Source organism: Buttiauxella sp. 3AFRM03, assembly GCF_003675305.1.
Taxonomy (GTDB): domain Bacteria; phylum Pseudomonadota; class Gammaproteobacteria; order Enterobacterales; family Enterobacteriaceae; genus Buttiauxella; species Buttiauxella ferragutiae.
Genome location: NZ_CP033076.1, coordinates 2,499,193 through 2,524,998, shown reverse-complemented (window position 1 = coordinate 2,524,998; position 25,806 = coordinate 2,499,193). Strand labels below are relative to the sequence as shown.

General features: G+C 50.6%; 25 protein-coding genes. 20 read left to right on the top strand and 5 right to left on the bottom strand.

Features of this window, described 5'->3' with window-relative positions; all coding sequences use genetic code 11:
- Window positions 1-128: 128 nt before the first annotated feature.
- Window positions 129-1,268, bottom strand: coding sequence for a tRNA epoxyqueuosine(34) reductase QueG (gene queG, locus D8682_RS13310; protein ID WP_121814470.1), 1,140 nt, complete (start codon window positions 1,266-1,268; stop codon window positions 129-131).
- On the opposite strand from queG, the gene nnr reads away from it, so the two are divergent.
- From nnr to D8682_RS13235, 15 genes are all read left to right on the top strand, one after another.
- On the top strand, window positions 1,267-2,793 hold the full coding sequence (gene nnr / locus D8682_RS13305; RefSeq protein ID WP_121814469.1) for a bifunctional ADP-dependent NAD(P)H-hydrate dehydratase/NAD(P)H-hydrate epimerase: 1,527 nt from the start codon (window positions 1,267-1,269) through the stop codon (window positions 2,791-2,793). The two genes, queG and nnr, sit on opposite strands and share 2 nt — an antisense overlap.
- The gene (gene tsaE / locus D8682_RS13300; protein WP_064540762.1) at window positions 2,786-3,247 is read left to right on the top strand and encodes a tRNA (adenosine(37)-N6)-threonylcarbamoyltransferase complex ATPase subunit type 1 TsaE; all 462 of its coding nucleotides are present in this window, start codon (window positions 2,786-2,788) and stop codon (window positions 3,245-3,247) included. The genes nnr and tsaE overlap by 8 nt, the downstream gene beginning before the upstream one ends.
- Before the next feature lie 13 nt (window positions 3,248-3,260).
- Window positions 3,261-4,589, top strand: a complete 1,329-nt coding sequence (amiB, locus tag D8682_RS13295) for an N-acetylmuramoyl-L-alanine amidase AmiB (RefSeq protein WP_064540759.1) — start codon at window positions 3,261-3,263, stop codon at window positions 4,587-4,589.
- A 9-nt stretch (window positions 4,590-4,598) separates the two neighbouring features.
- On the top strand, window positions 4,599-6,494 hold the full coding sequence (mutL, locus tag D8682_RS13290) for a DNA mismatch repair endonuclease MutL (RefSeq protein ID WP_121814468.1): 1,896 nt from the start codon (window positions 4,599-4,601) through the stop codon (window positions 6,492-6,494).
- Complete coding sequence (gene miaA / locus D8682_RS13285) at window positions 6,487-7,434, top strand: tRNA (adenosine(37)-N6)-dimethylallyltransferase MiaA (RefSeq protein ID WP_064540755.1); 948 nt, start codon at window positions 6,487-6,489, stop codon at window positions 7,432-7,434. The genes mutL and miaA overlap by 8 nt, the downstream gene beginning before the upstream one ends.
- Window positions 7,435-7,536: 102 nt before the next feature.
- Window positions 7,537-7,845: an RNA chaperone Hfq gene (gene hfq, locus D8682_RS13280; protein WP_034461169.1), complete on the top strand. Its 309-nt coding sequence runs from the start codon at window positions 7,537-7,539 to the stop codon at window positions 7,843-7,845.
- Between the two features lie 76 nt (window positions 7,846-7,921).
- Complete coding sequence (hflX, locus tag D8682_RS13275; RefSeq protein ID WP_064540752.1) at window positions 7,922-9,202, top strand: ribosome rescue GTPase HflX; 1,281 nt, start codon at window positions 7,922-7,924, stop codon at window positions 9,200-9,202.
- A 74-nt stretch (window positions 9,203-9,276) separates the two neighbouring features.
- Entirely contained in the window at window positions 9,277-10,542 is a 1,266-nt protein-coding gene (gene hflK / locus D8682_RS13270) for an FtsH protease activity modulator HflK (protein WP_064540749.1), read from the top strand.
- 2 nt (window positions 10,543-10,544) lie between these two features.
- On the top strand, window positions 10,545-11,549 hold the full coding sequence (gene hflC / locus D8682_RS13265; protein ID WP_064540746.1) for a protease modulator HflC: 1,005 nt from the start codon (window positions 10,545-10,547) through the stop codon (window positions 11,547-11,549).
- A 63-nt stretch (window positions 11,550-11,612) separates the two neighbouring features.
- Window positions 11,613-11,810 carry a DUF2065 domain-containing protein gene (locus D8682_RS13260; protein WP_064540742.1) on the top strand — a complete coding sequence of 66 codons (198 nt, stop codon included), beginning with the start codon at window positions 11,613-11,615 and terminating at the stop codon, window positions 11,808-11,810.
- Window positions 11,811-11,912: 102 nt separating this feature from the next.
- Window positions 11,913-13,211, top strand: coding sequence for an adenylosuccinate synthase (locus D8682_RS13255; RefSeq protein ID WP_064540740.1), 1,299 nt, complete (start codon window positions 11,913-11,915; stop codon window positions 13,209-13,211).
- A gap of 162 nt (window positions 13,212-13,373) precedes the next feature.
- Entirely contained in the window at window positions 13,374-13,799 is a 426-nt protein-coding gene (gene nsrR, locus D8682_RS13250; RefSeq protein WP_034492795.1) for a nitric oxide-sensing transcriptional repressor NsrR, read from the top strand.
- Between the two features lie 39 nt (window positions 13,800-13,838).
- The gene (gene rnr / locus D8682_RS13245) at window positions 13,839-16,307 is read left to right on the top strand and encodes a ribonuclease R (RefSeq protein ID WP_121814467.1); all 2,469 of its coding nucleotides are present in this window, start codon (window positions 13,839-13,841) and stop codon (window positions 16,305-16,307) included.
- 122 nt (window positions 16,308-16,429) lie between these two features.
- The gene (rlmB, locus tag D8682_RS13240) at window positions 16,430-17,161 is read left to right on the top strand and encodes a 23S rRNA (guanosine(2251)-2'-O)-methyltransferase RlmB (protein WP_034492799.1); all 732 of its coding nucleotides are present in this window, start codon (window positions 16,430-16,432) and stop codon (window positions 17,159-17,161) included.
- Window positions 17,162-17,264: 103 nt separating this feature from the next.
- Window positions 17,265-18,899, top strand: coding sequence for an isovaleryl-CoA dehydrogenase (locus tag D8682_RS13235; RefSeq protein WP_121814466.1), 1,635 nt, complete (start codon window positions 17,265-17,267; stop codon window positions 18,897-18,899).
- 50 nt (window positions 18,900-18,949) lie between these two features.
- On the opposite strand, the gene D8682_RS13230 is transcribed toward D8682_RS13235, so the two are convergent.
- Together D8682_RS13230 and bsmA are read right to left on the bottom strand one after the other, a co-directional pair.
- On the bottom strand, window positions 18,950-19,225 hold the full coding sequence (locus D8682_RS13230) for a DUF1471 domain-containing protein (RefSeq protein ID WP_064540730.1): 276 nt from the start codon (window positions 19,223-19,225) through the stop codon (window positions 18,950-18,952).
- A 156-nt stretch (window positions 19,226-19,381) separates the two neighbouring features.
- Window positions 19,382-19,711, bottom strand: coding sequence for a biofilm peroxide resistance protein BsmA (bsmA, locus tag D8682_RS13225; protein ID WP_121814465.1), 330 nt, complete (start codon window positions 19,709-19,711; stop codon window positions 19,382-19,384).
- Window positions 19,712-19,905: 194 nt separating this feature from the next.
- On the opposite strand from bsmA, the gene yjfP reads away from it, so the two are divergent.
- A complete protein-coding gene (yjfP, locus tag D8682_RS13220) occupies window positions 19,906-20,631 on the top strand; it encodes an esterase (protein WP_121814464.1) in 726 nt (241 codons plus the stop codon).
- Here yjfP and ulaR read toward each other — a convergent pair whose 3' ends face one another.
- Together ulaR and ulaG are read right to left on the bottom strand one after the other, a co-directional pair.
- Window positions 20,632-21,387, bottom strand: a complete 756-nt coding sequence (gene ulaR, locus D8682_RS13215) for an HTH-type transcriptional regulator UlaR (protein ID WP_064540721.1) — start codon at window positions 21,385-21,387, stop codon at window positions 20,632-20,634.
- Between the two features lie 103 nt (window positions 21,388-21,490).
- On the bottom strand, window positions 21,491-22,555 hold the full coding sequence (gene ulaG / locus D8682_RS13210; RefSeq protein WP_064540718.1) for an L-ascorbate 6-phosphate lactonase: 1,065 nt from the start codon (window positions 22,553-22,555) through the stop codon (window positions 21,491-21,493).
- A gap of 381 nt (window positions 22,556-22,936) precedes the next feature.
- Here ulaG and ulaA point away from each other — a divergent pair, with 381 nt between their 5' ends.
- From ulaA to D8682_RS13190, 4 genes are read left to right on the top strand one after another with little or no spacing between them, the layout of a single operon-like run.
- Window positions 22,937-24,334: a PTS ascorbate transporter subunit IIC gene (gene ulaA / locus D8682_RS13205; protein WP_121814463.1), complete on the top strand. Its 1,398-nt coding sequence runs from the start codon at window positions 22,937-22,939 to the stop codon at window positions 24,332-24,334.
- A gap of 12 nt (window positions 24,335-24,346) precedes the next feature.
- Window positions 24,347-24,652, top strand: coding sequence for a PTS ascorbate transporter subunit IIB (ulaB, locus tag D8682_RS13200; RefSeq protein ID WP_064540712.1), 306 nt, complete (start codon window positions 24,347-24,349; stop codon window positions 24,650-24,652).
- Between the two features lie 9 nt (window positions 24,653-24,661).
- Window positions 24,662-25,132 carry a PTS ascorbate transporter subunit IIA gene (ulaC, locus tag D8682_RS13195; RefSeq protein ID WP_064540709.1) on the top strand — a complete coding sequence of 157 codons (471 nt, stop codon included), beginning with the start codon at window positions 24,662-24,664 and terminating at the stop codon, window positions 25,130-25,132.
- A gap of 10 nt (window positions 25,133-25,142) precedes the next feature.
- Window positions 25,143-25,799 (top strand): 3-keto-L-gulonate-6-phosphate decarboxylase UlaD, encoded by a 657-nt coding sequence (locus D8682_RS13190; RefSeq protein WP_121814462.1) that lies wholly within the window; start codon window positions 25,143-25,145, stop codon window positions 25,797-25,799.
- The last annotated feature ends 7 nt before the right edge of the window (window positions 25,800-25,806 follow it).

Here is a 25,806-nt window from a genome sequence, read left to right as displayed (position 1 = left end):
ATCTTTAGTTTAACTAATTGATTTAATTCATTTTTATAATGTTTAAAAATGTTAACTCGATCGCTTGCAGATTTTACATCGCTTGTGGGGCAAGGCTTTCAAATTTTTATTCACATCCTGTGGACATTTCACGCATCACGTTTTAACCCCTTTTCAATGACTCGAACCAGACGCTGTTTTTGCGGTAACTGGACTTCCGTTGCATTCGCGCTTCGTCTGGTTAATTGTTGCGCAATCGCCCAGTCGATGTGTTCGTCAAGAAGTGGGTGCTCACCTTTTCGTTGTTGTAGTGCTTCCAGAATCGCTTCATCCCATGGCGCATTACCCATCGCTACCGCAATATTTCGCAGCCAGCGCAAATGTCCAATGCGCCGAATTGCCGAACCTTCGGTTACCCGCAGGAAATACTCTTCACTCCAGGCGAATAACTCAACCAGCGGTGGTGCATGTAACGCACGGCGCGGGCTAAAGTCGTCTTCTGTGGTGAGTTGCGAAAAACGATTCCACGGGCAAATCAGTTGGCAGTCGTCACATCCATAGATGCGGTTACCGATTAATGGTCTGAACTCTTCGGGAATGGCGCCTTCAAGCTCAATGGTGAGGTAGGAGATGCAGCGCCTGGCATCCACGGTGTATGGCTCCACAATCGCGCCGGTTGGACAAATAGTCATGCAAGCCACACAGCGCCCACATTGTTCCTCGATAGCTTTATCAACAGGAAGAGGGATATCGACCAACAGTTCGCCGAGGAAAAAGAATGAACCGGCTTCCTGATTAAGGATAAGTGAGTGCTTACCTGTCCAACCCAGACCGGCTTTTTCTGCCAACGGGCGTTCAAGAATCGGCGCAGAATCCACAAAAGGTCTAAAATTCAGCGTGGAACAGTGGGACTGGATCATTTCACCCAGTTTTTTGAGCCGATTACGCAGCAGTTTGTGGTAGTCACGTCCAAGCGCGTAGCGGCTGATATAACCAATTTTGGGGTTTTTTAGCGTTGAAGCGAAGGCTGCGTTTGCCGGAAGATAGTTCATGCGCACGCTAATCACACGCAAAGTGCCGGGGAGCAGTTCGTGAGGCCGGGCACGCATCATGCCATGACGAGCCATCCAGTCCATCTCACCGTGGTATTGTTTATCCAGCCACATCTGGAGCGCAGGCTCGCTGGCGGTGAGATCGGTATCGGAAATTCCAACTTGCTGGAAGCCGAGTTCGATCCCCCACTGTTTAATATTTTGCGCTAATTGATTGAGATCGAGGGGCTGTGACATGACGGACCTGAGCCTAAAAATAACCGCTAAAAGTATACCACATTCAGTCTGGTCAGCAGACTGGCTGCGCACCGCTGAAAAGCAGGCGGCGGATGACTTAGGGTTAACGCTGTATGAATTGATGCAACGAGCGGGAGCGGCGGCGTTTAATTTAGCCCGTGAACTGTACCCGCAAACTCACCACTGGTTGATTGCATGTGGGCATGGCAATAACGGCGGCGATGGTTACGTGGTGGCTCGGCTTGCTCAGGCTGCTGGCATCCGCGTGACATTGCTGGCATTAGAAAGCGATAAAGCCTTACCGGAAGAAGCTGCTACAGCGCGCGATGCCTGGCTAAATGCCGCGGGTGTGATTCACGCAGCGGATACTGTCTGGCCCGATGATATCGACCTTGTGATTGATGGTGTGTTGGGAACCGGTCTGAATAGCGTGCCGCGTGAGGCTGCAGTACAGCTTATCGAACAATGTAATCAGTATTCGGCACCGGTCATTGCGCTGGATATTCCTTCAGGCCTGCTCGCAGAAACTGGGGCGACACCAGGTGCAGTGATACATGCCTCCCATACCCTGACGTTTATTGCTCTCAAACCTGGCTTACTAACGGGAAAGGCTCGGGATGTGGTCGGTAAACTGCATTTTCATGCGCTTGGTCTTGAAGAGTGGTTGCAAGGCCAGACAGCGCCAATTTCTCGCGTGGATAGCGCACAATTATCCGGCTGGCTTCTGCCACGGAAACCTACTTCGCACAAAGGCACTAACGGGCGGCTGGTGGTTATTGGTGGTGATTACGGTACTGCCGGAGCGATTAGAATGGCGGGTGAAGCCGCATTACGGGCGGGAGCGGGTTTAGTCAGAGTGCTGACACGTATCGAGAACGTTGTACCATTGCTCACTGCTCGTCCGGAATTAATGGTTCAGGAACTGACTGCACAAACGCTTGATGAATCTCTTGAGTGGGCTGATGTGGTGGTCATTGGCCCAGGTTTAGGGCAGCAGGAGTGGGGCAAAAGCGCCTTACAAAAAGCAGAGAACAGTCAGAAACCGATGTTGTGGGATGCCGATGCGCTTAACCTTCTGGCAATCAATCCCGATAAACGTCAGAATCGCGTGATTACGCCGCATCCTGGAGAGGCCGCCAGGTTATTAAATTGTACCGTATCTCAAATTGAGAGTGACCGCTTACTTTCCGCGGACCGCCTGGTAAAACGTTATGGTGGAATTGTGGTCTTAAAAGGTGCCGGTACGATTGTGGCCAGCCAAAGTGGTGAGTGCGCAATGATTGATGTGGGTAATGCTGGTATGGGCAGTGGTGGAATGGGGGATGTGCTGTCCGGAATTATCGGAGCGTTGCTGGCACAGAAGTTAACCCCGTATGATGCTGCTTGCGCTGGTTGTGTTGCTCATGGTGCTGCTGCTGACATGTTAGCCCATCGCTACGGCACGCGTGGCATGTTAGCGAGCGACTTATTAACGACGTTGTACCCTTTTGTTAACCCGGATTTGAATAGCAAAGAAAATGATTAATCGAGTTATCGCATTACCTGATGAAGCTGCGACATTAGAGTTGGGTGCCCGTCTGGCTAAAGCCTGCGAAGGTGCCACCGTTATTCATCTGTATGGTGACCTGGGCGCGGGGAAAACGACATTTAGCCGTGGTTTTATACAGGCGCTAGGCCATAAAGGGAACGTTAAAAGCCCAACCTATACGTTGGTGGAGCCGTACACCCTCGGCGATTTGATGGTGTATCACTTCGATCTTTACCGTCTTGCCGATCCAGAAGAACTCGAGTTTATGGGAATCCGTGACTATTTCACCAATGATGCAATCAGTCTGGTGGAGTGGCCGCAACAAGGTCAGGGTGTGCTTCCAGAACCGGATGTCGAAATCCACCTAAGTTACCAGGCTTGCGGGCGCGAAGCGTGTCTGAAAGCAGTTTCCTCATCTGGTGAGTCGTTACTGGCGCGGTTGGCCAAATAACAAGGATGACGGGATGATCTCTCGCGTAAAAAGTTGGTTGATGGCGGTGTGTTTACTGGTACTGACTGTACAGGTCAACGCCGCAAATTTAGCAGATATTCAGGTATCAAATGGTGATTCGCAGGCGCGGATCACCTTTAGTTTTATTGGTGACCCTGAATATGCTTTTTCTCAGGATGATAAAAAAAGCGTTGCTCTGGATATCAAGCAAACCGGTGTTATTAGAGGTTTGCCGCTGCTATTCAGTGGCAATAATCTGGTGAAAAGCATTCGATCCGGGCAACCTAAAGATAGCGGTTCTTTACGTCTGGTGGTGGACCTCACCCAGCCAGGTAAAACACGAGCGGTGAAACAGCAGCACGGCGCTAATTATACGGTGGTATTTACCATTAATGCCGATGCACCGCCGCCGCCGCCACCTCCACCAGTAGTGGCGAAACGTGTTGAAGTGTTGCCAGTAACACGTCCCGCTGAACCGGCAAAAAATCCTTTTAGTTCTCAAACCGTAACCGGTGCCATGAGTTCGAATACCGTCACGCATCCGGCACGAGCGAAACGCACCACCACTCAATCCGATACTATCGTCGTCGCCATTGATGCCGGTCACGGTGGGCAAGATCCTGGCGCGATTGGCCCCGGTGGTACCAAAGAGAAAAACGTCACTATTTCTATCGCCCGTAAACTTCGTGAGTTGCTTAATGACGACTCCATGTTTAAAGGTGTGCTCACTCGCGATGGCGACTATTTTATTTCAGTGATGGGGCGTTCAGATGTCGCCCGTAAGCAGAACGCCAATATTCTGGTGTCGATTCATGCTGATGCCGCACCAAATCGCGATGCAACAGGGGCTTCTGTCTGGGTGTTGTCAAATCGCCGGGCAAATAGCGAAATGGCAGGCTGGCTTGAGCAACACGAAAAACAATCCGAGTTACTTGGCGGCGCGGGCGATGTGCTGGCCAACAGCCAGGCGGATCCTTATCTCAGCCAGGCGGTGCTGGATTTGCAATTCGGCCATTCTCAGCGCGTCGGGTATGATGTGGCAACCAAAGTTCTGGCGCAGATGCAGCGGGTAGGCGCGTTACATAAACGCCGTCCGGAGCATGCGAGCCTTGGGGTGTTACGTTCCCCGGATATTCCTTCTGTGTTGGTGGAAACCGGGTTTATCAGTAACCATTCGGAAGAGCGTCTGCTGGATAGCGATGATTATCAGCAAAAAATTGCCCAGGCTATTTATCAAGGGTTAAAAGATTATTTCCTGACGCATCCGCTACAATCAGCACCTGACTCTTCTCAGACCGCACGCTCAGGCTCAGGTGTCGATCAGGTCGCGATTACTCAATAAGGATATTTCATGCCGATTCAGGTTTTGCCGCCGCAACTTGCCAACCAGATTGCGGCTGGCGAAGTGGTAGAGCGCCCCGCGTCGGTGGTGAAAGAACTGGTTGAGAACAGCCTTGATGCGGGTGCTACGCGGATTGATATTGATATCGAACGTGGTGGTGCCAAGCTCATTCGCATTCGCGACAATGGCTGCGGGATTAAAAAAGATGAGCTGGCGCTGGCGCTGGCTCGTCATGCCACCAGTAAAATCGCTACACTTGATGACCTTGAAGCCATTATTAGCCTTGGTTTTCGTGGTGAAGCGCTGGCGAGTATTAGTTCAGTTGCGCGGCTGACGTTAACGTCGCGTACTGCTGAACAAAGCGAGGCGTGGCAGGCTTATGCCGAAGGACGCGAACAAGATGTGACGGTTAAACCTGCCGCACATCCTGTTGGAACCACGCTCGAGGTGTTGGATCTGTTCTACAACACGCCTGCCCGGCGCAAATTTATGCGCACCGAAAAAACCGAATTTAATCACATTGATGAAATCGTCAGACGTATTGCGCTGGCGCGCTTCGATGTGTCAATTAATCTCACCCATAACGGTAAAGTGATACGTCAGTACCGTGCTGTAGCGGAAGGCGCACCACGTGAACGCCGCCTTGGGGCAATCTGCGGTACTGCATTCCTCGAACAAGCGTTGGCCATCGAATGGCAACATGGTGATTTGGCGTTGCGTGGCTGGGTGGCTGAACCGTCTGCCACCACGTCAGCGCTTGCTGAGATTCAATACTGTTATGTGAATGGACGCATGATGCGCGATCGCCTGATCAACCATGCGATCCGCCAGGCCTGTGAAGATAAGCTTGGGGCCGAGCAACAACCCGCATTTGTGCTATATCTTGAAATTGACCCGCATCAGGTGGATGTGAATGTGCATCCCGCTAAGCATGAAGTCCGTTTTCATCAGTCGCGCCTGGTACATGATTTTATCTACCAGGGCGTGTTAAGCGTTTTGCAACAGCAGAGCGAAAATCGTCTACCGTTGGAAGAGACTGCGGAAGATCCACAACCGCGCTGGCAGCCTGAAAACCGCGTTGCATCGGGGCGGAATCAGTTTGCGACCCCTGCTCCGGCAACGACACATCGCGAAGCGGCATATCGTGACGTTGCACCACGTAGTTCTGGGGAAAATATCCCTGGGCATAGCGGTGGGGGCGTGAATAAAGTCGCACCATTGTGGCCCCATGCTGCACCCGGTTTTCAGAAGAAAGAAGGTGCGTTGTACCGCGAGTTACTGAATACACCCGCATCTGCGGTGGAGAATCGTGTTGCTGAGCCTGAAGTTTTCGAGGCGTTAGATGCACATGCGCAAAGTTTTGGCCGCGTACTGACGGTTCTTCCTCCGGACCTGGCGTTGCTGGAACGCGAAGGCAAATTGATGCTGCTTTCACTAAGCGTAGCTGAGCGCTGGTTGAGAATGGTGCAGCTCGTGCCGGGTAGTGAAGGCGCTCGAGCCCAACCGCTGTTGATACCCGTTCGGTTGAAGGTGACCAAAGAAGAACAGGATGTTTTGCTGAAAAATCAATCACTGTTGCTGGAAATGGGCATCGAATTTGTTGCGGAGTCGCGTCAGATAACAATTCGCACGGTACCTTTACCTTTGCGTAAACAAAATTTACAAATCTTGATTCACGAACTGCCAGGATACCTGGCGCAACAGACAGAGGTTAGCGCAACACAGATTGCTCAATGGTTTGCTCGTCAAATGGACGGCTTTCATGAACAATGGAACCAGTCACAGGCAATTGCCCTGCTGGCTGACGTAGAGCGTCTTTGTCCGCAACTGGTGAAATCACCACCTGGCGGTTTGTTACAACCTGTTGATTTACAATTGGCGATGAACGCCCTGAAACATGACTGAAGTTAAGCAAAACCTGCCACAGGCAATTTTTTTGATGGGGCCGACGGCCTCAGGTAAGACAGCGTTAGCCATTAATTTGCGTAAAACGTTGCCGGTAGAGTTGATAAGCGTCGATTCGGCCCTTATCTATCAAGGGATGGACATCGGTACCGCGAAGCCAACGGCAGAAGAACTCGCCCAGGCTCCGCATCGGTTACTTGATATTCTCGACCCGGCACAGGCTTATTCCGCCGCAGATTTCCGGCGTGATGCACTGGCTGAAATGGCGGAAATTACCGCTGCAGGACGTATCCCCTTATTAGTAGGGGGAACGATGCTCTACTTCAAGGCATTGTTAGAAGGTTTATCGCCGTTGCCATCCGCCTCTCCTGAAGTTCGGGAACGGATAGAAAAACAGGCAGCAGAGCAAGGATGGGATGCGTTGCACCGTGAATTAGCACTGGTTGATCCGGTTGCCGCTGCTCGTATTCATCCAAATGATCCACAAAGGCTTTCCCGGGCACTGGAAGTTTTTTTCATTTCGGGTAAAACTTTAACGGAACTGACACAAACGTCAGGAGAAGCTCTGCCTTACCAGGTGCATCAGTTCGCCATCGCCCCGGCGAGCCGTGAACTGCTCCATCAAAGAATTGAGCAGCGTTTTCATCAGATGTTAGCTTCGGGATTTGAAGCTGAAGTACGGGCTCTTTTTGCCCGTGGTGATTTGCATACGGACATGCCTTCCATTCGTTGTGTGGGTTACCGGCAGATGTGGTCTTATCTGGCGGGTGAAATTCCTCATGATGAAATGGTTTATCGTGGTATTTGCGCGACGAGACAATTGGCTAAGCGTCAAATGACCTGGTTGAGAGGTTGGGAAGGTGTTCACTGGTTAGACAGTGATAATCCGTCCCAGTCTTACAACGATGTAGTACAGGTAGTTAGTGCGAAGCATCAATGAATGTGTACAATTGAATCGTTATGGTGCGCAGTATCTTACGCAGTTTTTCAGAGCCTCAGGGCTCTTGAGTTACAAACAACAAGCATATAAGGAAAAGATAGAATGGCTAAGGGGCAATCATTACAAGATCCGTTCTTGAACGCACTGCGTCGCGAACGTGTTCCAGTTTCTATTTATTTGGTGAATGGTATTAAGCTGCAAGGTCAGATTGAGTCTTTTGATCAGTTTGTGATCCTGTTGAAAAACACGGTTAGCCAGATGGTCTATAAGCACGCGATTTCAACTGTTGTTCCGTCTCGTCCGGTATCTCATCACAGCAATAACACCGGTACTAGCGGTTCTGGCAGCTACCACCATGGTGGAAGTGCGCAAGGTTCTGCGCCACAACAAGACAACGAAGACGCTGAATAAGGCATAACGTTGTTTTTCCAAGCCGGGGAACCAGGGATGCTGGGTTCCCCGCTGGTCTTTTTGAGAGGTTATACGCTTGTTTGACCGTTATGATGCCGGTGAGCAGGCGGTGCTGGTACACATCTATTTTACGCAAGACAAAAACAAAGAAGATCTGGATGAGTTTGAATCTCTGGTCTCTTCAGCTGGTGTCGAAGCGTTACAGGTGGTTACTGGTAGCCGCAAAGCTCCTCACCCGAAGTATTTTGTTGGTGAAGGTAAGGCAATTGAAATTGCCGATGCAGTGAAAGCCACTGGGGCATCGGTCATTTTATTTGATCATGCGTTGTCTCCTGCTCAGGAGCGTAACCTCGAAGCGCTGTGTGAATGTCGTGTCGTCGACAGAACCGGCCTGATTTTAGATATTTTTGCTCAACGTGCGCGTACCCATGAAGGTAAATTGCAGGTTGAGCTGGCTCAGTTACGTCACATGGCAACTCGCCTTGTGCGCGGCTGGACCCACCTTGAGCGTCAGGGAGGGGGGATTGGTTCACGAGGCCCTGGGGAAACTCAGCTCGAAACCGACCGCCGTTTACTGCGCAATCGGATTATGCAGATCCTTGGTCGCTTAGAACGAGTCGAAAAACAGCGTGAGCAAGGGCGAAGATCGCGTGCCAAGGCTGATGTCCCAACCGTTTCTCTGGTGGGCTACACCAACGCCGGCAAATCCACCCTGTTTAACCAAATAACAGCGGCAGATGTTTATGCCGCAGATCAGTTGTTTGCTACGCTGGATCCAACATTGCGTCGTATTAACGTCGCCGATGTGGGTGAAACGATCCTGGCGGATACAGTAGGATTTATTCGTCACCTGCCGCATGACTTAGTGGCAGCATTTAAAGCAACCCTGCAGGAAACTCGTCAGGCGACATTGTTATTACATGTGATTGACGCAAGTGATCTCAGGATCGAGGAAAACATTGCCGCGGTTGATACCGTTCTCGAAGAGATTGAGGCTAATGAAATTCCTGCGCTAATGGTGATGAATAAGATAGATATGTTGGACGACTTTGTTCCTCGTATCGACAGAGATGATGAAAATATGCCGATACGGGTCTGGCTTTCTGCCCAGACCGGTGATGGCGTTCCACTGCTTTTCCAGGCTTTGACTGAGCGTTTATCTGGTGAAATTGCACAGCATACGTTGTGCTTGCCCCCCCAGGCTGGGCGACTGCGAAGCCGTTTTTATCAGCTTCAGGCAATCGAAAAAGAGTGGATGGAGGAGGACGGCAGTGTTGGCTTACAAATTCGTATGCCTATTGTTGACTGGCGTCGCCTCTGTAAACAAGAACCGGCACTCGTTGACTACATCGTTTAGCAAGTCAAGGGACTGTCCTGAAGACTTTTTCCCCTTAGGGGGATATCACCGCACAACAAATATGGAGCATAAACATGGCGTGGAATCAGCCCGGTAATAACGGACAGGACCGCGACCCGTGGGGAAGCAGCAAACCAGGCGGCGACTCTGGGGGTAATAAAGGAGGGCGGGATCAGGGGCCTCCTGATCTTGATGATATCTTCCGGAAATTAAGCAAAAAACTCGGCGGCCTTGGTGGCGGTAAAAGCGGTGGTGGTGGCGGTACCGGCGGCGGTTCTTCACAGCTTCCGCGTCCACACATCGGTGGTCGTATGGTCGGCATTGTTGCTGCCGTAGCCGTGGTTATTTGGGCTGCTACTGGGTTCTATACCATCAAAGAAGCTGAACGTGGTGTGGTGACTCGTTTTGGTCAATTCAGCCATTTGGTTGAGCCAGGTCTGAACTGGAAACCAACATTTATTGATAAAGTCACTGCGGTAAACGTTGAAGCAGTTCGCGAATTGGCGGCTTCTGGTGTGATGCTGACCTCTGACGAGAACGTGGTTCGCGTCGAAATGAACGTCCAGTATCGCGTGACCGATCCGCGTCGCTATCTGTATAGCGTAACCAGTGCAGACGACAGCTTGCGTCAGGCAACCGACAGCGCACTGCGTGGTGTTATTGGTAAATACACCATGGATAAGATCCTCACCGAGGGTCGTACCATTATTCGTAATGATACTCAGCGTGAACTGGAAGAAACCATTCGTCCGTACAACATGGGTATCACCTTACTGGACGTTAACTTCCAGACAGCTCGTCCACCGGAAGAAGTAAAAGCTGCGTTTGATGACGCGATTTCTGCGCGTGAAAACGAACAGCAATACATCCGTGAAGCTGAAGCTTATACCAACGAAGTTCAGCCGCGTGCTAACGGCCAGGCGCAGCGTATTCTCGAAGAAGCTCGCGCTTATAAAACACAGACAGTGTTAGAAGCGCAGGGTGAAGTTGCACGCTTTGCGAAGCTGTTGCCAGAGTACAAAGCCGCACCGGAAATCACCCGTGAGCGTCTGTATATCGAAACCATGGAAAAAGTGCTTAGCCATACTCGTAAAGTTCTGGTTAACGACAAAGGCGGCAACTTGATGGTTCTGCCTCTGGATCAGATGCTGAAAGGTGGCTCTCAGCCTGCAGCAAAGAGTGACAGCAGTGGCGCGAATAATCTGTTGCGTTTGCCACCTGCATCCGGCTCTAGCAGCGGTAGCGCCAGCACACCGTCCTCAACTAGTCAGGGCGATATCATGGATCAGCGCCGCGTGAACGCGCAGCGCACTGATAACCAGCGCGTAGGGAGTGAATAACGATGCGTAAGTCAGTCATTGCTTTAATTATCATCGTGCTGGTGGTGCTGTTTACCTCGGTCTTCGTGGTACAAGAAGGTGAGCGCGGGATTACGTTACGCTTTGGTAAGGTGTTGCGTGATGATGAAAATAAGCCGGTGGTCTACGAGCCAGGTCTGCATTTCAAAGTACCGTTTATCGAGTCAGTTAAAACTCTTGATGCGCGTATTCAGACCATGGATAACCAGGCCGACCGCTTTGTAACCAAAGAGAAGAAAGACCTGATCGTTGATTCTTATATCAAATGGCGTATCAGTGATTTCAGTCGCTACTATCTGGCAACCGGTGGTGGTGATGTTTCTCAAGCTGAAGTGCTGTTAAAACGTAAATTCAGTGACCGTCTGCGTTCTGAAATTGGTCGTCTTGATGTGAAAGACATCGTGACCGATTCCCGTGGTCGCCTGACTCTGGATGTTCGTGATGCGTTGAACTCAGGTTCTGCGGGTGCTGACGATGAAGTGTCAACGCCTGCTGCGGATGATGCGATTGCATCGGCGGCGGCGCGTGTGACTCAAGAAACCAATGGCAAAGTGCCTGTGGTTAACACGAACAGTATGGCGGCTCTGGGTATCGAAGTGGTCGATGTGCGTATCAAGCAGATCAACCTGCCAGCAGAGGTTTCTGAAGCAATCTACAACCGTATGCGTGCAGAGCGTGAAGCCGTTGCTCGTCGTCACCGTTCACAAGGCCAGGAAGAAGCTGAGAAGCTGCGTGCTACCGCCGACTACGAAGTCACTCGTACTCTGGCAGAAGCTGAGCGTCAGGGCCGTATTAGCCGTGGTGAAGGTGATGCTGAAGCTGCCAAACTGTTTGCAGACGCATTTAGCCAGGATCCAGACTTCTATGCCTTTATTCGTAGCCTGCGTGCTTACGAGGCCAGCTTCAATTCTGGTCAGGACGTGATGGTGCTAAGTCCGGAGAATGATTTCTTCCGCTACATGAAAACGCCAGCGAACAGTTCACGTTAATTTTCGCGAGTTATACAAGAGCCGGTCTGACCGGCTCTTTTTTTATTGGTGTTTGAGGGAAATATGAATTCGACTATCTGGATGGCATTAGCGTTAGTTTTAGTGCTCGAAGGACTCGGGCCAATGCTTTACCCGCGTATGTGGCGCCGAATGATTGCCGCTTTAACTCAGCTTCCCGACAATACGCTGCGCCGTTTTGGTGGTGGTCTAGTGGTTGCAGGTATTGTTATCTACTACATGTTGAGTCGAAGCGGTGGTTGAGTCACATTGAGGGCGATGATTACCATTTTGCATACTAAAAGGGCTGATCATCGAAGAAACCGATGGTAGAATCCTTTTTTAAGCAAACGGTGATTTTGAAAAATGGGTAACAACGTCGTCGTACTGGGCACCCAATGGGGTGACGAAGGTAAAGGAAAGATCGTAGATCTTCTGACTGAACGGGCTAAATATGTTGTGCGCTACCAGGGCGGTCACAACGCAGGCCATACTCTCGTAATCAACGGTGAAAAAACCGTTCTTCATCTTATTCCATCAGGTATTCTGCGTGATAACGTTACCAGCATCATCGGTAATGGCGTTGTGCTGTCTCCTGCTGCACTGATGAAAGAGATGAAAGAGCTGGAAGACCGTGGGATTCCGGTACGTGAGCGCCTGCTGTTATCTGAAGCATGTCCACTGATCCTTGATTATCACGTTGCGCTGGATGTGGCTCGTGAGAAAGCTCGTGGTGCGAAAGCTATCGGTACTACCGGTCGTGGTATCGGTCCTGCATATGAAGACAAAGTGGCCCGTCGTGGCCTGCGCGTTGGCGACTTGTTCGACAAAGCCACCTTTGCAGACAAACTGAAAGAAGTTCTGGAATACCATAACTTCCAGCTGGTTAACTTCTATAAAGTTGAAGCGGTTGATTACCAGAAAGTTCTGGACGATGTCATGGCAGTTGCTGACATTCTGACCAGCATGGTAGTTGACGTGTCCGACCTGCTGGACGGCGCACGTAAACGCGGCGACTTCATCATGTTCGAAGGTGCTCAAGGCACACTGCTGGACATCGACCACGGTACCTATCCGTACGTGACCTCTTCCAACACCACCGCGGGTGGCGTGGCAACAGGTTCCGGCATTGGTCCACGTTATGTTGATTACGTTCTGGGTATTATCAAAGCGTACTCTACTCGCGTTGGCGCAGGTCCGTTCCCAACAGAACTGTTTGATGACATCGGCGAGTTCCTGTGCAAACAAGGTAACGAGTATGGTGCTACCACTGGCCGTCGTCGTCGTACCGGTTGGCTGGACATCGTTGCTGTGCGTCGCGCAGTGCAGATTAACTCCCTGTCAGGTTTCTGCCTGACCAAGCTCGACGTACTGGACGGCTTGAAAGAAGTTAAACTGTGCGTAGGCTACCGTATGCCAGATGGCCGTGAAGTGACTACCACTCCAATGGCTGCTGACGACTGGGAAGGTATCGAGCCAATCTACGAAACCATGCCAGGCTGGTCAGAAACCACCTTTGGCGTGAAAGAGCGTAGCGGTTTGCCTCAGGCAGCACTGAACTACATCAAACGCATTGAAGAGCTGACCGAAGTACCAGTGGATATTATTTCTACCGGTCCGGACCGTTCTGAAACCATGATTCTGCGCGATCCGTTCGACGCATAATGATGTGATGGGGTGTGCGCATAGCACGCCCCAACTGCTTTATCCTGCCGTTTTATCTACCTTCCCCGTTAAATAAATTAGCTGGCAACCATATGGCTGGTTTATCATCAATATATCGCCCTGATGGCGAAAAGCGTTTCCCCTCCCACCCTAGAGGTTGATGTGCAGTTAACGAGTTTTACTGATTACGGTTTACGTGCTTTGATTTACATGGCGTCTTTGCCTGAAGGCAAGATGACGAGCATTTCTGAAGTCACAGAAGTGTATGGTGTATCACGTAATCATATGGTGAAAATCATCAATCAACTCAGTCGCGCAGGCTATGTGACGGCAGTGCGCGGCAAAAACGGTGGCATTCGCCTCGGCAAGCCGGCGGTATCTATCCGTGTCGGTGATGTGGTGCGCGAGCTGGAACCGCTTTCTTTGGTGAACTGTAGCAGTGAGTTTTGTCATATTACCCCCGCATGTCGCCTGAAACAGGCACTGGCCCAGGCGGTGCAAAGCTTTCTTACAGAGCTGGATAAGCACACCCTGGCCGATTTGGTGGACCAAAACCAACCGCTCTACAAATTATTGCTGGTGGAATAAATCACGATTTCCTCAGCAAATGACAACGGAGGAACCGCAATGTCAAAAGATCCTTTTCAGGAACGAGAAGCCGAAAAATACGAAAACCCGATCCCAAGCCGGGAGTTTATTCTCGCTCATCTCTCCAAACGTGAAAAACCAGCCAATCGTGACGAACTGGCTGAAGAACTGAATATTACCGGTGAAGAACAACTTGAAGCGCTGCGTCGCCGTTTGCGAGCCATGGAACGCGATGGACAGTTGGTCTTTACCCGCCGCCAGTGTTACGCCCTGCCAGAACGTCTCGATTTGCTAAAAGGCAAAGTCATTGGCCATCGCGATGGTTTTGGTTTCCTGCGCGTAGAAGGTCGTAAAGACGATCTCTACCTTTCATCTGAGCAGATGAAAATGTGCATGCATGGCGACATCGTGCTGGCGCAGCCGCTGGGTGCCGACCGTAAAGGCCGTCGCGAAGCGCGTATTGTGCGCGTACTTGAGCCAAGAACCGGGCAAATCGTTGGCCGCTACTTTACCGATGCCGGTATTAGTTTTGTGGTGCCTGACGACAGCCGCCTGAGCTTCGATATCCTTATCCCACCAGAAGGGGTAATGGGCGCACGCATGGGCTTTGTGGTAGTGGTTGAACTGACTCAGCGTCCAACTCGCCGCACCAAAGCTGTAGGTAAAATTGTTGAGATTCTTGGCGACAACATGGGCACCGGCATGGCTGTCGATATGGCGCTGCGCACCCATGAAATCCCATACGTCTGGCCGCCAGAAGTCGAAGCACAAGTCGCTTCACTTAAAGAACAGGTGCCGGAAGAAGCCAAAATTGGCCGCGTGGATTTGCGTGACCTGCCGCTTGTCACCATCGATGGTGAAGATGCGCGTGACTTCGATGATGCCGTGTTCTGTGAGAAGAAACGTGGCGGCGGCTGGCGTTTATATGTCGCTATTGCCGACGTAAGCTATTACGTTCGCCCGCCAACCGCGCTGGATAAAGAAGCTCGTAACCGTGGCACGTCAGTTTACTTCCCATCGCAGGTTATCCCGATGCTGCCGGAAGTGCTGTCCAACGGCTTGTGCTCGCTCAATCCACAGGTTGACCGTCTGTGTATGGTCTGTGAAATGACCATCTCTTCGACGGGCCGTCTGACCGGTTATAAATTCTACGAAGCGGTAATGAGCTCCCATGCGCGTCTGACCTACACCAAAGTGTGGCACATGTTGCAGGGCGACCAGGAACTGCGCGAGCAATATGCGCCGCTGGTTAAGCACATTGAAGAGCTACATAACCTGTATAAAGTGCTGGATGTTTCCCGTGCGCAGCGTGGCGGCATCTCGTTTGAAAGCGAAGAAGCGAAGTTTATCTTCAACGCCGAGCGCCGTATTGAACGCGTTGAGCAAACCGTTCGTAACGACGCGCATAAACTTATCGAAGAGTGCATGATCCTCGCGAATATCGCGGCGGCACGCTTTGTCGAGAAAAACAACGAACCGTCACTGTTCCGTGACCACGATCGTCCAACTAACGAGGCGATCACGTCATTCCGTTCGGTGCTGGCTGAACTAGGTCTGGAACTGCCTGGCGGGCAGAAACCAGAACCGCGTGATTATGCTGAATTGCTGAACTCGATTGCCGATCGCCCGGATCATGAAATGCTGCAAACCATGCTGCTGCGTTCCATGAAACAGGCCGTTTACGATCCAGAAAACCGTGGTCACTTCGGCCTGGCGCTGCAATCTTACGCGCACTTTACCTCGCCAATCCGCCGTTATCCGGATTTGCTGTTACACCGTGCGATTAAGTATCTGCTGGCGAAAGAGCAGGGTCATACGGGCAATAGCACCGAGTCTGGTGGCTGGCACTACGAGATGGACGAAATGCTGCAACTGGGCCAGCATTGTTCCATGGCAGAACGCCGCGCCGATGAAGCGACACGTGATGTAGCTGACTGGCTGAAATGCGACTTTATGCAGGATCAGGTCGGTAATACCTTTACTGGCATCATCGCCAGCGTTACCGGTTTTGGTTTCTTTGTTCGTCTGACGGATCTGTTTATCGATGGTCTGGTACACGTTTCCACTCTCGATAATGACTACTACCGTTTCGACCAAATCGGGCAGCGCCTGATTGGTGAATCCGGTGGTCAGACTTATCGCCTGGGTGACCGTGTCGAAGTGCGCGTTGAAGCCGTCCACATGGACGAGCGTAAAATTGATTTTGCTCTGATTTCCAGCACTCGTGTTCCTCGTGGCGCGGGTAAAACTGAGAAAGACCGAGCGAAAAAAGGCGCAAACGGCAACGGGCCAAAACGTCGTCAGGGCGGTAAACGCACGAACTTCGAGCCAGACAGCACTTTCCGTAAAGAGAAAGGGCCAGCCAAGCCGAAGAAAGCGAAAGCCGAGAAAAGCGCCGACACAAAAGCCGAGCCGAAAGCGAAGAAACCAAAAACGCAGTCGGACAAAACTCGTAAAATAGCCGCCGCTACTAAAGCCAAGCGCGCTGCGAAGAAGCAGCCGAGCTAACGAATAATACCTCTCACCCTAACCCGATCGGTTTTCTCCCTCACCCTGGGGAGAGGGCCGGGGTGAGGGTGACCATATCAGCATTAACAACGGTGCATCAGCACCTGAAATGAGTAACAGTAATGAGTGAAATGATTTACGGCATTCACGCCGTCCAGGCACTGCTTGATAACGCTCCTCAGCGTTTTCGGGAAGTCTTTATTCTTAAAGGCCGTGAAGACAAACGTCTGATGCCTTTAATTCATGCGCTGGAAGCTCAGGGTGTGCCGGTTCAAATGGCAAACCGCCAATGGCTGGATGAAAAATCTGAAGGCGCGGTGCACCAGGGCATTATTGCTCGCGTGAAACCGGGTCGTCAGTATCAGGAAAATGATATTCCAGACCTGCTTGCCAGTATCGATACCCCGTTCCTGCTTATTCTGGATGGCGTTACCGATCCCCACAACCTCGGTGCCTGCCTGCGTAGCGCAGATGCCGCTGGCGTGCACGCGGTTATCGTTCCGAAAGACAGATCTGCCCAGCTGAACGCGACTGCCAAGAAAGTGGCCTGCGGTGCCGCAGAGCACGTTCCGCTTATTAGTGTGACCAACCTGGCTCGCACTATGCGCTTATTACAGGAATCGAACGTCTGGATCGTCGGTACAGCGGGCGAAGCTGACCATACTTTATTCCAGAGCAAAATGACCGGCCCAATGGCGCTGGTGATGGGCGCTGAAGGTGAAGGTATGCGTCGCCTGACACGTGAACATTGCGATGAGCTGATTAGCATCCCAATGGCCGGAACGGTTTCTTCATTGAACGTTTCCGTTGCGACCGGTATTTGCCTGTTCGAAGCTGTGCGTCAACGCAGTTAATCTCTTGTGGGGTGCGCTCGCACCCCGCTTTGTGATCCTCCTCCATGCATAAGCGCTGTCACCGTCCATACTAATGGCTATGCCATTAATGGGAGGGAACACGATGCGCTGGCAAACTCATACCGTTTTTAACCAACCAATACCCCTCAACAACAGTAACCTTTTTCTTTCTGATATTTCGTTAACCGAAGCTGTTTTACGTGAAGGTGCTGGCTGGGATGCTGAACTTCTGGCGAGTATTGGCCAACAACTCGGCTCGGCTGAATCGCTGGAACTCGGGCGGCTGGCAAACGCGAATCCCCCTGAATTACTTCGTTATGACTCTAGCGGCGAACGGCTTGATGATGTGCGCTTTTATCCCGCCTGGCATTTGTTGATGCAGGGATTGTGCGCCAATCGGGTTCATAATTTGCCGTGGCAGGAAGATGCCAGGCAGGGCTCGTTTGTTGCCCGCGCAGCGCGTTTTGTTCAGCACGCACAAGTGGAAGCAGGCACGTTATGTCCGATAACCATGACATTTGGTGCGATCCCTCTCTTGCTTAAGCATCTACCCAAAGAATTTCAACCGTGGCTGAAGCCGATGCTCAGCGATCGTTACGATGCCCATCTTGCACCCGGTGCGCAAAAACGTGGCCTGTTGATTGGCATGGGGATGACCGAAAAGCAAGGTGGCTCGGATGTACTCAGCAACACCACTCGCGCTGAAGCCATCGACAAACGCGGCCCTGGCGAAATGTATCGCATAGTCGGCCATAAGTGGTTTTTCTCCGTTCCACAAAGTGATGCTCATTTGGTTCTGGCACAGGCGAAAGGTGGGTTGTCCTGCTTCTTCCTGCCGCGCTTTTTACCGGATGGGCAGCGCAATCAGGTTCGCTTTGAGCGGTTGAAAGATAAGCTTGGTAATCGTTCAAACGCCAGCAGTGAAGCCGAGTTTCTCGATGCAACAGCATGGCTTATTGGAGAGGAAGGCGAAGGGATTCGTTCGATTCTGAAAATGGGTGGCTACACCCGTTTTGATTGTGCATTGGGTAGCCATGGCCTGATGCGCCGTGCGCTCTCGGTTGCGTTGTATCACGCACATCAACGGCAAGCATTCGGCAAGACGCTGATCGACCAGCCTATTATGCGCCAGGTGCTTGGACGAATGGCATTGCAACTTGAAGGGCAAACGGCGTTTCTGTTCCGTCTGGCTCGCGCCTGGGAATCACCTGCTAACCCGCATGAATTGGCCTATAACCGCCTCTTTACCCCAGCTGCCAAGTTTAGCGTCTGTAAATCAGGTATCCCGTTTGTCGCAGAAGCGATGGAAGTACTCGGGGGAATCGGCTATTGCGAAGACAGCGAATTACCTCGTATTTATCGTGAAATGCCGGTGAACAGTATTTGGGAAGGCTCCGGCAATATCATGAGCCTTGATGTGCTGCGTGTTTTGACTAAACAGCCGGGTGCTATGGAAATGCTGCATGCAGAATTTGATGAGGTAAAGGGGCAAAACCGGCATTTCGATCGTAGCTGGCGGCAGTTGCAACAGCGGCTGCACAAACCACAAGAAGAGTGGGGCAGGGAACTGACACGGCTGCTGGCGCTACTGGCAACCGGCGCACAAGTTTTACAACATCTCTCTCCACCGTTGGGCGAGGCCTGGTGTCGTATGATGCTGGATTCGCGTGGGGAAAGTGTATTACCGAATCAAGTATTGATTGATGTGCTGCTGCGAGCGACGGGGCGTACTGGATAGAAACATAAAAGCCAGCGCTATAGCGTTGAGCTAAATGGCTGCTGGCTTATTTACGCATAAATAATGGCTTGTACACGCCAGCCTTCAGCAAGCTGGTTTTCCTGCATTTTGACGATACGATAGTAAGACGCACCGTGCTCATCGGCCTTTAAGGCAATGACTTTTTCCACATCTTGCACGGTACCGGCGATACCGTTTACTGAAATCATGCCGATTTCATTCAAACCCGTCACACAATCTGCGGCAACATCTTCTGCCGATTGCGCCGATGTTGTAATTAGCCCCACGGACAGCAGTAATGAGGTTAAGGCAAGCGATCGTTTCATAGTTAGCTCCTTTAATACTTACCCTAAATCAGCAGGGCATTCCTTCGCGTTAGTTGAACTCCAGACCTGTCCGTTGGCTGAAGTTCATTGTGCATAACAAACGATCAGTTGACGCAAAGCTGTGTAAATCTTAATAAAGGTAAACACCGCACTGCATTACTTGCGATACAAAATTGCCTGGGCATACCACTGTCCCGGAACCACCGTCTCATCGTTTAACAAGATTTGGTAGTAATCCGCTTTCGCAGCAATTGCTTTCTCTTTTATCGCTCGCTCAGAGTCCATTGGTGAGCCGCGTTCGAGTGCTGTCACTGTCCCTATTTTGGTTAATCCTTGCGTTTGCGAACGCTGAATTTCCTGAGGACGTTCGGTTACCGGCGGTGCGGGTTGCGGCGTACCCTGTAACACGCTACAGGCACTGAGTGCTGTCATAAGTAGCAAAGCTGATAGCAGTCGCATGATCGTTTCTCGTCTCTTAATAGCCATAGTGTAGCCCCGGTTTTTTTCTGGGAAGAGGGAATGTTCCCATTCTGTTAGCTTCCCCGCGCTTTTTAATCACTTTCGAATGAAAATCGCTAAGCAGATCTCATAGTGAATAAGAATCTATGTAAGCACATGGCTTGCCATCTAGTGAATGCTGGCTTACAAAAGAAGACGCACAATGATCCGGAGCGATTCCAATGATAGAAATGTACACCGAGCAGTTAGGCGGTATCGAAGTTCTGCATGCTGTACCTGCCGGGAAAAAAGAAAGCAAACTGCCGGTGGTTTTTTTCTATCACGGTTTTACGTCATCCAAACTGGTGTACAGCTACTTTGCTGTCGCACTCGCTCAGGCCGGAATGCGCGTGATTATGCCTGATGCCGAGCAGCATGGTTCCCGTTTCAATGGAGACGATGCGGCGCGGCTGTATCAATTCTGGTCGATTCTCAAACAAAATATTGATGAGTTTTCTCAGCTTCACAAGGCACTGTGCGAACGTTATCCCATAGATGAACATCGTGTTGCAGTAGGTGGTGCGTCGATGGGAGGAATGACCGCTCTTGGAATTATGGCTCGTTACCCGCAAGTGAGTTGTGTGGCATGCCTGATGGGGTCGGGATATTTCATATCGCTTGGTAAAAGTTTGTTCCCACCGCAGGTGTTAGATCTGGAATCACTTAACAAACTTGCAGACTACGACATCAGCCATCAACTGGAAAAGGCCGGGAACCGGCCACTAATGCTGTGGCACGGCGAAGAAGATGACGTAGTTCCGGCGGCAGAAACCTGGCGTTTACAACAGGCACTGATTGAGAAGGGGCTGGACAAACAGCTTCTTTGCTTGCGTGAACCGGGAGTGAAGCATCGTATTACCCCTTCAGCGCTTGAGGCGACCAGCCGCTTTTTTAGCGAATATCTTTGATTACACAAGAATGACCTGCACACCCTGATCTTCAAGCTTTTTGACCACTTCAGGGTTTGCTTGTTTACCGGTGATGACTAAATCAATTTGCTCAGCCCGGCTAAAAAGCATACCTGCACGTTGGCCCACCTTCGAGCTATCAACCAGTACTGCCAGTTTACCCACCACACCTAGCATCTTCTGCTCAGCCATTGCCGTCAGCATGTCAGTTTTATAAAGCCCTTCCGCAGTCAAACCCTTACCGCTGGTAAACATCCAGTGTCCGGCGTACAGCGAAGTATCGTTATCTTGAGGCCCAAGGGTGATGGAATGGCTTTTATTGTACTGACCGCCCATGATCACCACACTTTCATGTTCTTGATCGATAAGATAATTAGCAAGCGGCAGATAGTTAGTAATGATCTGCACGGGTTTTCCGCAGATCTGCTGGCCGAGTAAAAAAGCGGTCGATCCGCAGTTAATCACCACACTTTCTCCCTGTTTTACGAGGGCAGAAGCGGCGCTGGCAATACGGCTTTTCTCATCATGATTTTGCGCCAGATGTATATTCATTGGCGTCCAACGTAAGCGCTGCTGGCTAATGGCTTCGGCACCATTGCGGACTTTTTTTAACCTGCCGCTTTCATCCAGTTTGTTGATATCACGACGTGCTGTAGCGGGAGAAATTGCCAGGCGTTCCATAACTTGTTCGACAGTAACAAACCCAGTCTGCTGGAGCAGATCAAGCAAGATTTGGTGGCGTTGTGCTTCGGTCATGCTTATTCCCGAGGAAAGATGATTTTTAAAGATGATATTTGAAAAATAATGAAACACCTAAAGTTATGCTGAAGATGCCGGGCGTAAACCCGGCTTTATGCTATTACAGGAAGGATTTGAACGGTAAGTCTGGTTCGAGGGTAAAGCAGTCATCAAAACCGCGAGGATAGTGATATTCGAATAAATCTTTATCCAACGGCCAGGTAAACTTGCCGCCAACTTGCCAGATAAACGGCTTAAAGCCGTATTTCAGGCGATCTTTCTTCATGTTCCATAAGACGCGGATTTCTTGTGGATCGGCCTGGAAATTCGACCAGATATCATGATGGAACGGGATGACAACTTTAGTATTCAGTGACTCCGCCATACGTAAAATATCAGCACTGGTCATTTTATCGGTGATCCCGCGTGGGTTCTCGCCATAAGAACCGAGTGCCACATCAATCTGGTGGTCATTGCCATGTTTGGCGTAGTAGTTGGAATAGTGGGAGTCGCCACTGTGATACAGATTGCCGCCTGGTGTTTTGAACAGATAATTTACCGCCCGCTTGTCCATGCCATCCGGCAGTACGCCCAGTGCTTTTTCATCCGCAGGTAGTGTAATAAGTGCAGTGCGATCAAAGGCATCCAGCGCATGAATTTCAATATCTTTCACTTTCACAATATCGCCAGGCTTCACCACAATGCAGCGTTCGCGTGGAACTCCCCAGCCAATCCATAAATCAACGCAGGTTTGTGGCCCGATAAACGGCACATCATCAGCGCAATTTTGCATTACGGCAGCAGCCACGTTGACGTCGATATGATCGTTGTGATCATGCGTCGACAGCACTGCATCAATATGACGAATGGCGAAAGGATCGAGCACGAATGGCGTGGTACGCAAGTTTGGTTGTAGCTTCTCGACGCCAGCCATGCGCTGCATTTGATGGCCTTTTTTCATTAGCGGGTTACCGTGGCTTTGTTTGCCGGTTCCGCACCAAAAATCTACACAGATATTCGCACCACCCTGAGATTTCAACCAGATACCCGTGCAGCCCAGCCACCACATGGCAAAAGTGCCAGGAGCGACAACTTCCTGCTCAATTTCTTCATTCAGCCAACTTCCCCACTCCGGGAAGGTGTTCAATATCCAGGATTCGCGGGTAATCGTCTTAACCTTGCTCATCATTTCTCTCCTTTCCATTCAGAATTTAAAATCAATAGTAGTCATTAAATGATTTAATTTGATTGATATTGACATCAAAAAATTAACTTGAGAAGTGTTTTTTAGTTTTCTTGTTTGCTATTTGATTCCATAAAAAACTCACTTAATGACATCGCTGCAGTGCTTTACTCTCACTATTCACATGATATTTAGTGATTATTTGTCTGAATTTATTATGAAGCATTAACCATTGTGAAACTGTGGAAAATAAATTGCGTGGCATCTCACAATTAATCATTTTCAATCTTGTTGTGATTACTTTTGACAAATAAAGTGAGGGCGAACATTACTTCAGCCTGTTTTCTCATCAAAACAGGGAGCGACTACCCTACGGAGAGCTTTATGGAGATCCTCTACAACGTCTTTACCATCTTTTTTAACCAGGTAATGACCAACGCCCCGCTGTTGTTGGGGATTGTCACTTGTCTTGGCTACTTGCTGCTGCGAAAAAGCGCCAGTGTGATTATCAAAGGCACCATCAAAACCATTATTGGTTTCATGCTGTTACAAGCAGGCTCTGGCATTTTGACCGGCACGTTTAAACCGGTAGTGGCAAAAATGTCTGAGGTTTATGGAATTAATGGCGCGATCTCAGATACCTATGCCTCAATGATGGCCACTATCGAAAGGATGGGGGACGCTTACAGTTGGGTGGGGTACGCGGTGTTGCTGGCGCTGGCTCTCAACATAACTTATGTGCTGTTACGGCGCGTGACGGGGATTCGCACCATCATGCTGACTGGGCACATCATGTTCCAGCAAGCCGGTTTAATAGCGGTGTTCTTCTTTATTCTCGGGTATCCGATGTGGACGACCATCATCTGCACCGCTGTTCTGGTTTCCCTCTATTGGGGCATCACCTCAAACATGATGTACAAACCTACGCAAGCTGTGACGGAAAATAGCGGTTTTTCCATTGGTCACCAACAGCAATTCGCCTCGTGGATCGCCTATAAAATTGCGCCGTATTTGGGCAAAAAAGAGGAGAGCGTTGAAGACCTCAAACTGCCCGGTTGGCTCAACATCTTCCATGACAATATCGTTTCCACTGCCATTGTAATGACGTTGTTTTTCGGTGTGATTCTTTGCTCATTCGGCATTGATGTCATGCAGGCTATGGCGGGTAAAACACACTGGACTATCTACATATTGCAAACCGGCTTCCAGTTCGCCGTGGCGATTTTCATTATCGTGCAGGGCGTCAGGATGTTTGTTGCTGAACTCTCCGAAGCGTTTAACGGTATTTCGCAGCGCTTGATTCCCGGTGCGGTGCTTGCCATTGACTGTGCGGCTATCTATAGCTTTGCGCCTAACGCCGTGGTGTGGGGCTTTATCTGGGGAACCATCGGCCAGCTTATCGCTGTCGGTATTCTCATCGCCGCTGGCTCCTCCATCATGATTATTCCTGGTTTCATCCCGATGTTCTTCTCGAACGCCACCATTGGCGTGTTTGCCAACCACTTTGGCGGCTGGCGTGCTGCACTAAAAATCTGCCTGGTGATGGGCATGATTGAAATCTTCGGTTGCGTTTGGGCGGTAAAACTTACCGGACTCAGTGCCTGGATGGGCATGGCCGACTGGTCGATTCTGGCACCTCCGCTAATGGAAGGATTAACACTGGGCCTGTGGTTTATGGGGGTCGTGATAGTCATTGCACTGGTTTACATGTTCTTCGCCGGGCGCACCTTGCGCCAGGAAGAAGATGCTGAAAAACAACTGACGGAATCTTCCGCCAATTAAGGAATTGAGATTATGACCGTACGAATTCTGGCTGTATGTGGTAACGGGCAAGGCAGTTCCATGATCATGAAAATGAAAGTGGATCAGTTTTTGACGCAGCAAGGTGTTGATCATTCCGTAAACAGTTGTGCCGTGGGGGAATACAAAAGTGAACTGAGCGGTGCCGATGTGATTATCGCTTCGACGCACATCGCAGGTGAAATCACCGTGACCGGCAACAAACATGTGGTGGGGGTTCGCAATATGCTTTCTGCGGCGGATTTCGGACCAAAGTTGATGGAAGTGATCACCGCGCATTTTCCTCAGGATCTGAAGTAAGGAACGCCAATGAAATTACGTGATTCTCTGGCACAAAACCATTCCGTACGTTTACAGGCTGAAGCCAAAACCTGGCAGGACGCGGTAAAAATCGGCGTAGATTTGCTGGTGGAGGCAGACATCGTCGAACCGCGATATTACCAGGCGATTCTCGATGGTGTGGCTCAATTTGGCCCTTACTTCGTTATCGCTCCAGGCCTTGCTATGCCGCATGGTCGCCCAGAGGAAGGAGTGAAAAGCACCGGTTTTTCACTGGTGACGCTGAAAACACCATTGGTGTTCAACCATGAAGATAACGACCCAGTGGACATCCTCATCACTATGGCGGCCGTTGATGCCACCACCCATCAGGAAATCGGCATCATGCAGATTGTGAATCTGTTTGAAGATGAAGCCAATTTTGACCGTTTACGCGCCTGCCGTTCCGAACAGGAAGTGCTGGATTTAATTGACCGCGCTACGGCGCTGGCAACTGCTTAAGGAGCTTTTCATGTCTCATTCATTACCGATGCTGCAAGTTGCGCTGGATAACCAAACCATGTCAGACGCATACAAAACTACGCGCCTGATAGCTGAAGAAGTCGACATTATTGAAGTGGGGACCATTCTTTGTGTCGGGGAGGGCGTGCGAGCTGTGCGCGATCTCAAGGCGCTCTACCCACATAAAATTGTACTGGCAGATGCCAAAATCGCCGATGCCGGGAAAATACTTTCGCGGATGTGTTTTGAAGCCAATGCCGATTGGGTGACCGTCATTTGCTGTGCCGATATCAACACCACCAAAGGTGCACTGGAAGTGGCCCGTGAATTTAACGGTGATGTGCAAATCGAACTGACCGGTTTCTGGACGTGGGAACAGGCACAGGAATGGCGCACCGCAGGAATCGAACAGGTGGTTTATCACCGAAGTCGTGATGCGCAAGCCGCTGGGGTGGCATGGAGTGAAGCAGATATCAGTGCCATCAAACGCCTTTCCGATATGGGCTTTAAAGTGACGGTGACCGGCGGCCTGGCTCTGGAGGATTTACCACTATTTAAAAGTATTCCAATCCATGTGTTTATCGCCGGGCGAAGTATTCGTGATGCGCAATCTCCGGTAGAAGCAGCACGCCAGTTTAAGCGCACTATCGCCCAGCTCTGGGGTTAAGGACGGC

Coding starts and splice junctions, on each gene's coding strand:
- nnr (WP_121814469.1), top strand. CDS start 1,267: ATGACGGACCTGAGCCTAAAAATAACCGCTAAAAGTATACCACATTCA.
- queG (WP_121814470.1), bottom strand. CDS start 1,268: ATGTCACAGCCCCTCGATCTCAATCAATTAGCGCAAAATATTAAACAG.
- tsaE (WP_064540762.1), top strand. CDS start 2,786: ATGATTAATCGAGTTATCGCATTACCTGATGAAGCTGCGACATTAGAG.
- amiB (WP_064540759.1), top strand. CDS start 3,261: ATGATCTCTCGCGTAAAAAGTTGGTTGATGGCGGTGTGTTTACTGGTA.
- mutL (WP_121814468.1), top strand. CDS start 4,599: ATGCCGATTCAGGTTTTGCCGCCGCAACTTGCCAACCAGATTGCGGCT.
- miaA (WP_064540755.1), top strand. CDS start 6,487: ATGACTGAAGTTAAGCAAAACCTGCCACAGGCAATTTTTTTGATGGGG.
- hfq (WP_034461169.1), top strand. CDS start 7,537: ATGGCTAAGGGGCAATCATTACAAGATCCGTTCTTGAACGCACTGCGT.
- hflK (WP_064540749.1), top strand. CDS start 9,277: ATGGCGTGGAATCAGCCCGGTAATAACGGACAGGACCGCGACCCGTGG.
- hflC (WP_064540746.1), top strand. CDS start 10,545: ATGCGTAAGTCAGTCATTGCTTTAATTATCATCGTGCTGGTGGTGCTG.
- D8682_RS13260 (WP_064540742.1), top strand. CDS start 11,613: ATGAATTCGACTATCTGGATGGCATTAGCGTTAGTTTTAGTGCTCGAA.
- D8682_RS13255 (WP_064540740.1), top strand. CDS start 11,913: ATGGGTAACAACGTCGTCGTACTGGGCACCCAATGGGGTGACGAAGGT.
- rnr (WP_121814467.1), top strand. CDS start 13,839: ATGTCAAAAGATCCTTTTCAGGAACGAGAAGCCGAAAAATACGAAAAC.
- rlmB (WP_034492799.1), top strand. CDS start 16,430: ATGAGTGAAATGATTTACGGCATTCACGCCGTCCAGGCACTGCTTGAT.
- D8682_RS13235 (WP_121814466.1), top strand. CDS start 17,265: ATGCGCTGGCAAACTCATACCGTTTTTAACCAACCAATACCCCTCAAC.
- D8682_RS13230 (WP_064540730.1), bottom strand. CDS start 19,225: ATGAAACGATCGCTTGCCTTAACCTCATTACTGCTGTCCGTGGGGCTA.
- bsmA (WP_121814465.1), bottom strand. CDS start 19,711: ATGGCTATTAAGAGACGAGAAACGATCATGCGACTGCTATCAGCTTTG.
- yjfP (WP_121814464.1), top strand. CDS start 19,906: ATGATAGAAATGTACACCGAGCAGTTAGGCGGTATCGAAGTTCTGCAT.
- ulaR (WP_064540721.1), bottom strand. CDS start 21,387: ATGACCGAAGCACAACGCCACCAAATCTTGCTTGATCTGCTCCAGCAG.
- ulaG (WP_064540718.1), bottom strand. CDS start 22,555: ATGAGCAAGGTTAAGACGATTACCCGCGAATCCTGGATATTGAACACC.
- ulaA (WP_121814463.1), top strand. CDS start 22,937: ATGGAGATCCTCTACAACGTCTTTACCATCTTTTTTAACCAGGTAATG.
- ulaB (WP_064540712.1), top strand. CDS start 24,347: ATGACCGTACGAATTCTGGCTGTATGTGGTAACGGGCAAGGCAGTTCC.
- ulaC (WP_064540709.1), top strand. CDS start 24,662: ATGAAATTACGTGATTCTCTGGCACAAAACCATTCCGTACGTTTACAG.
- D8682_RS13190 (WP_121814462.1), top strand. CDS start 25,143: ATGTCTCATTCATTACCGATGCTGCAAGTTGCGCTGGATAACCAAACC.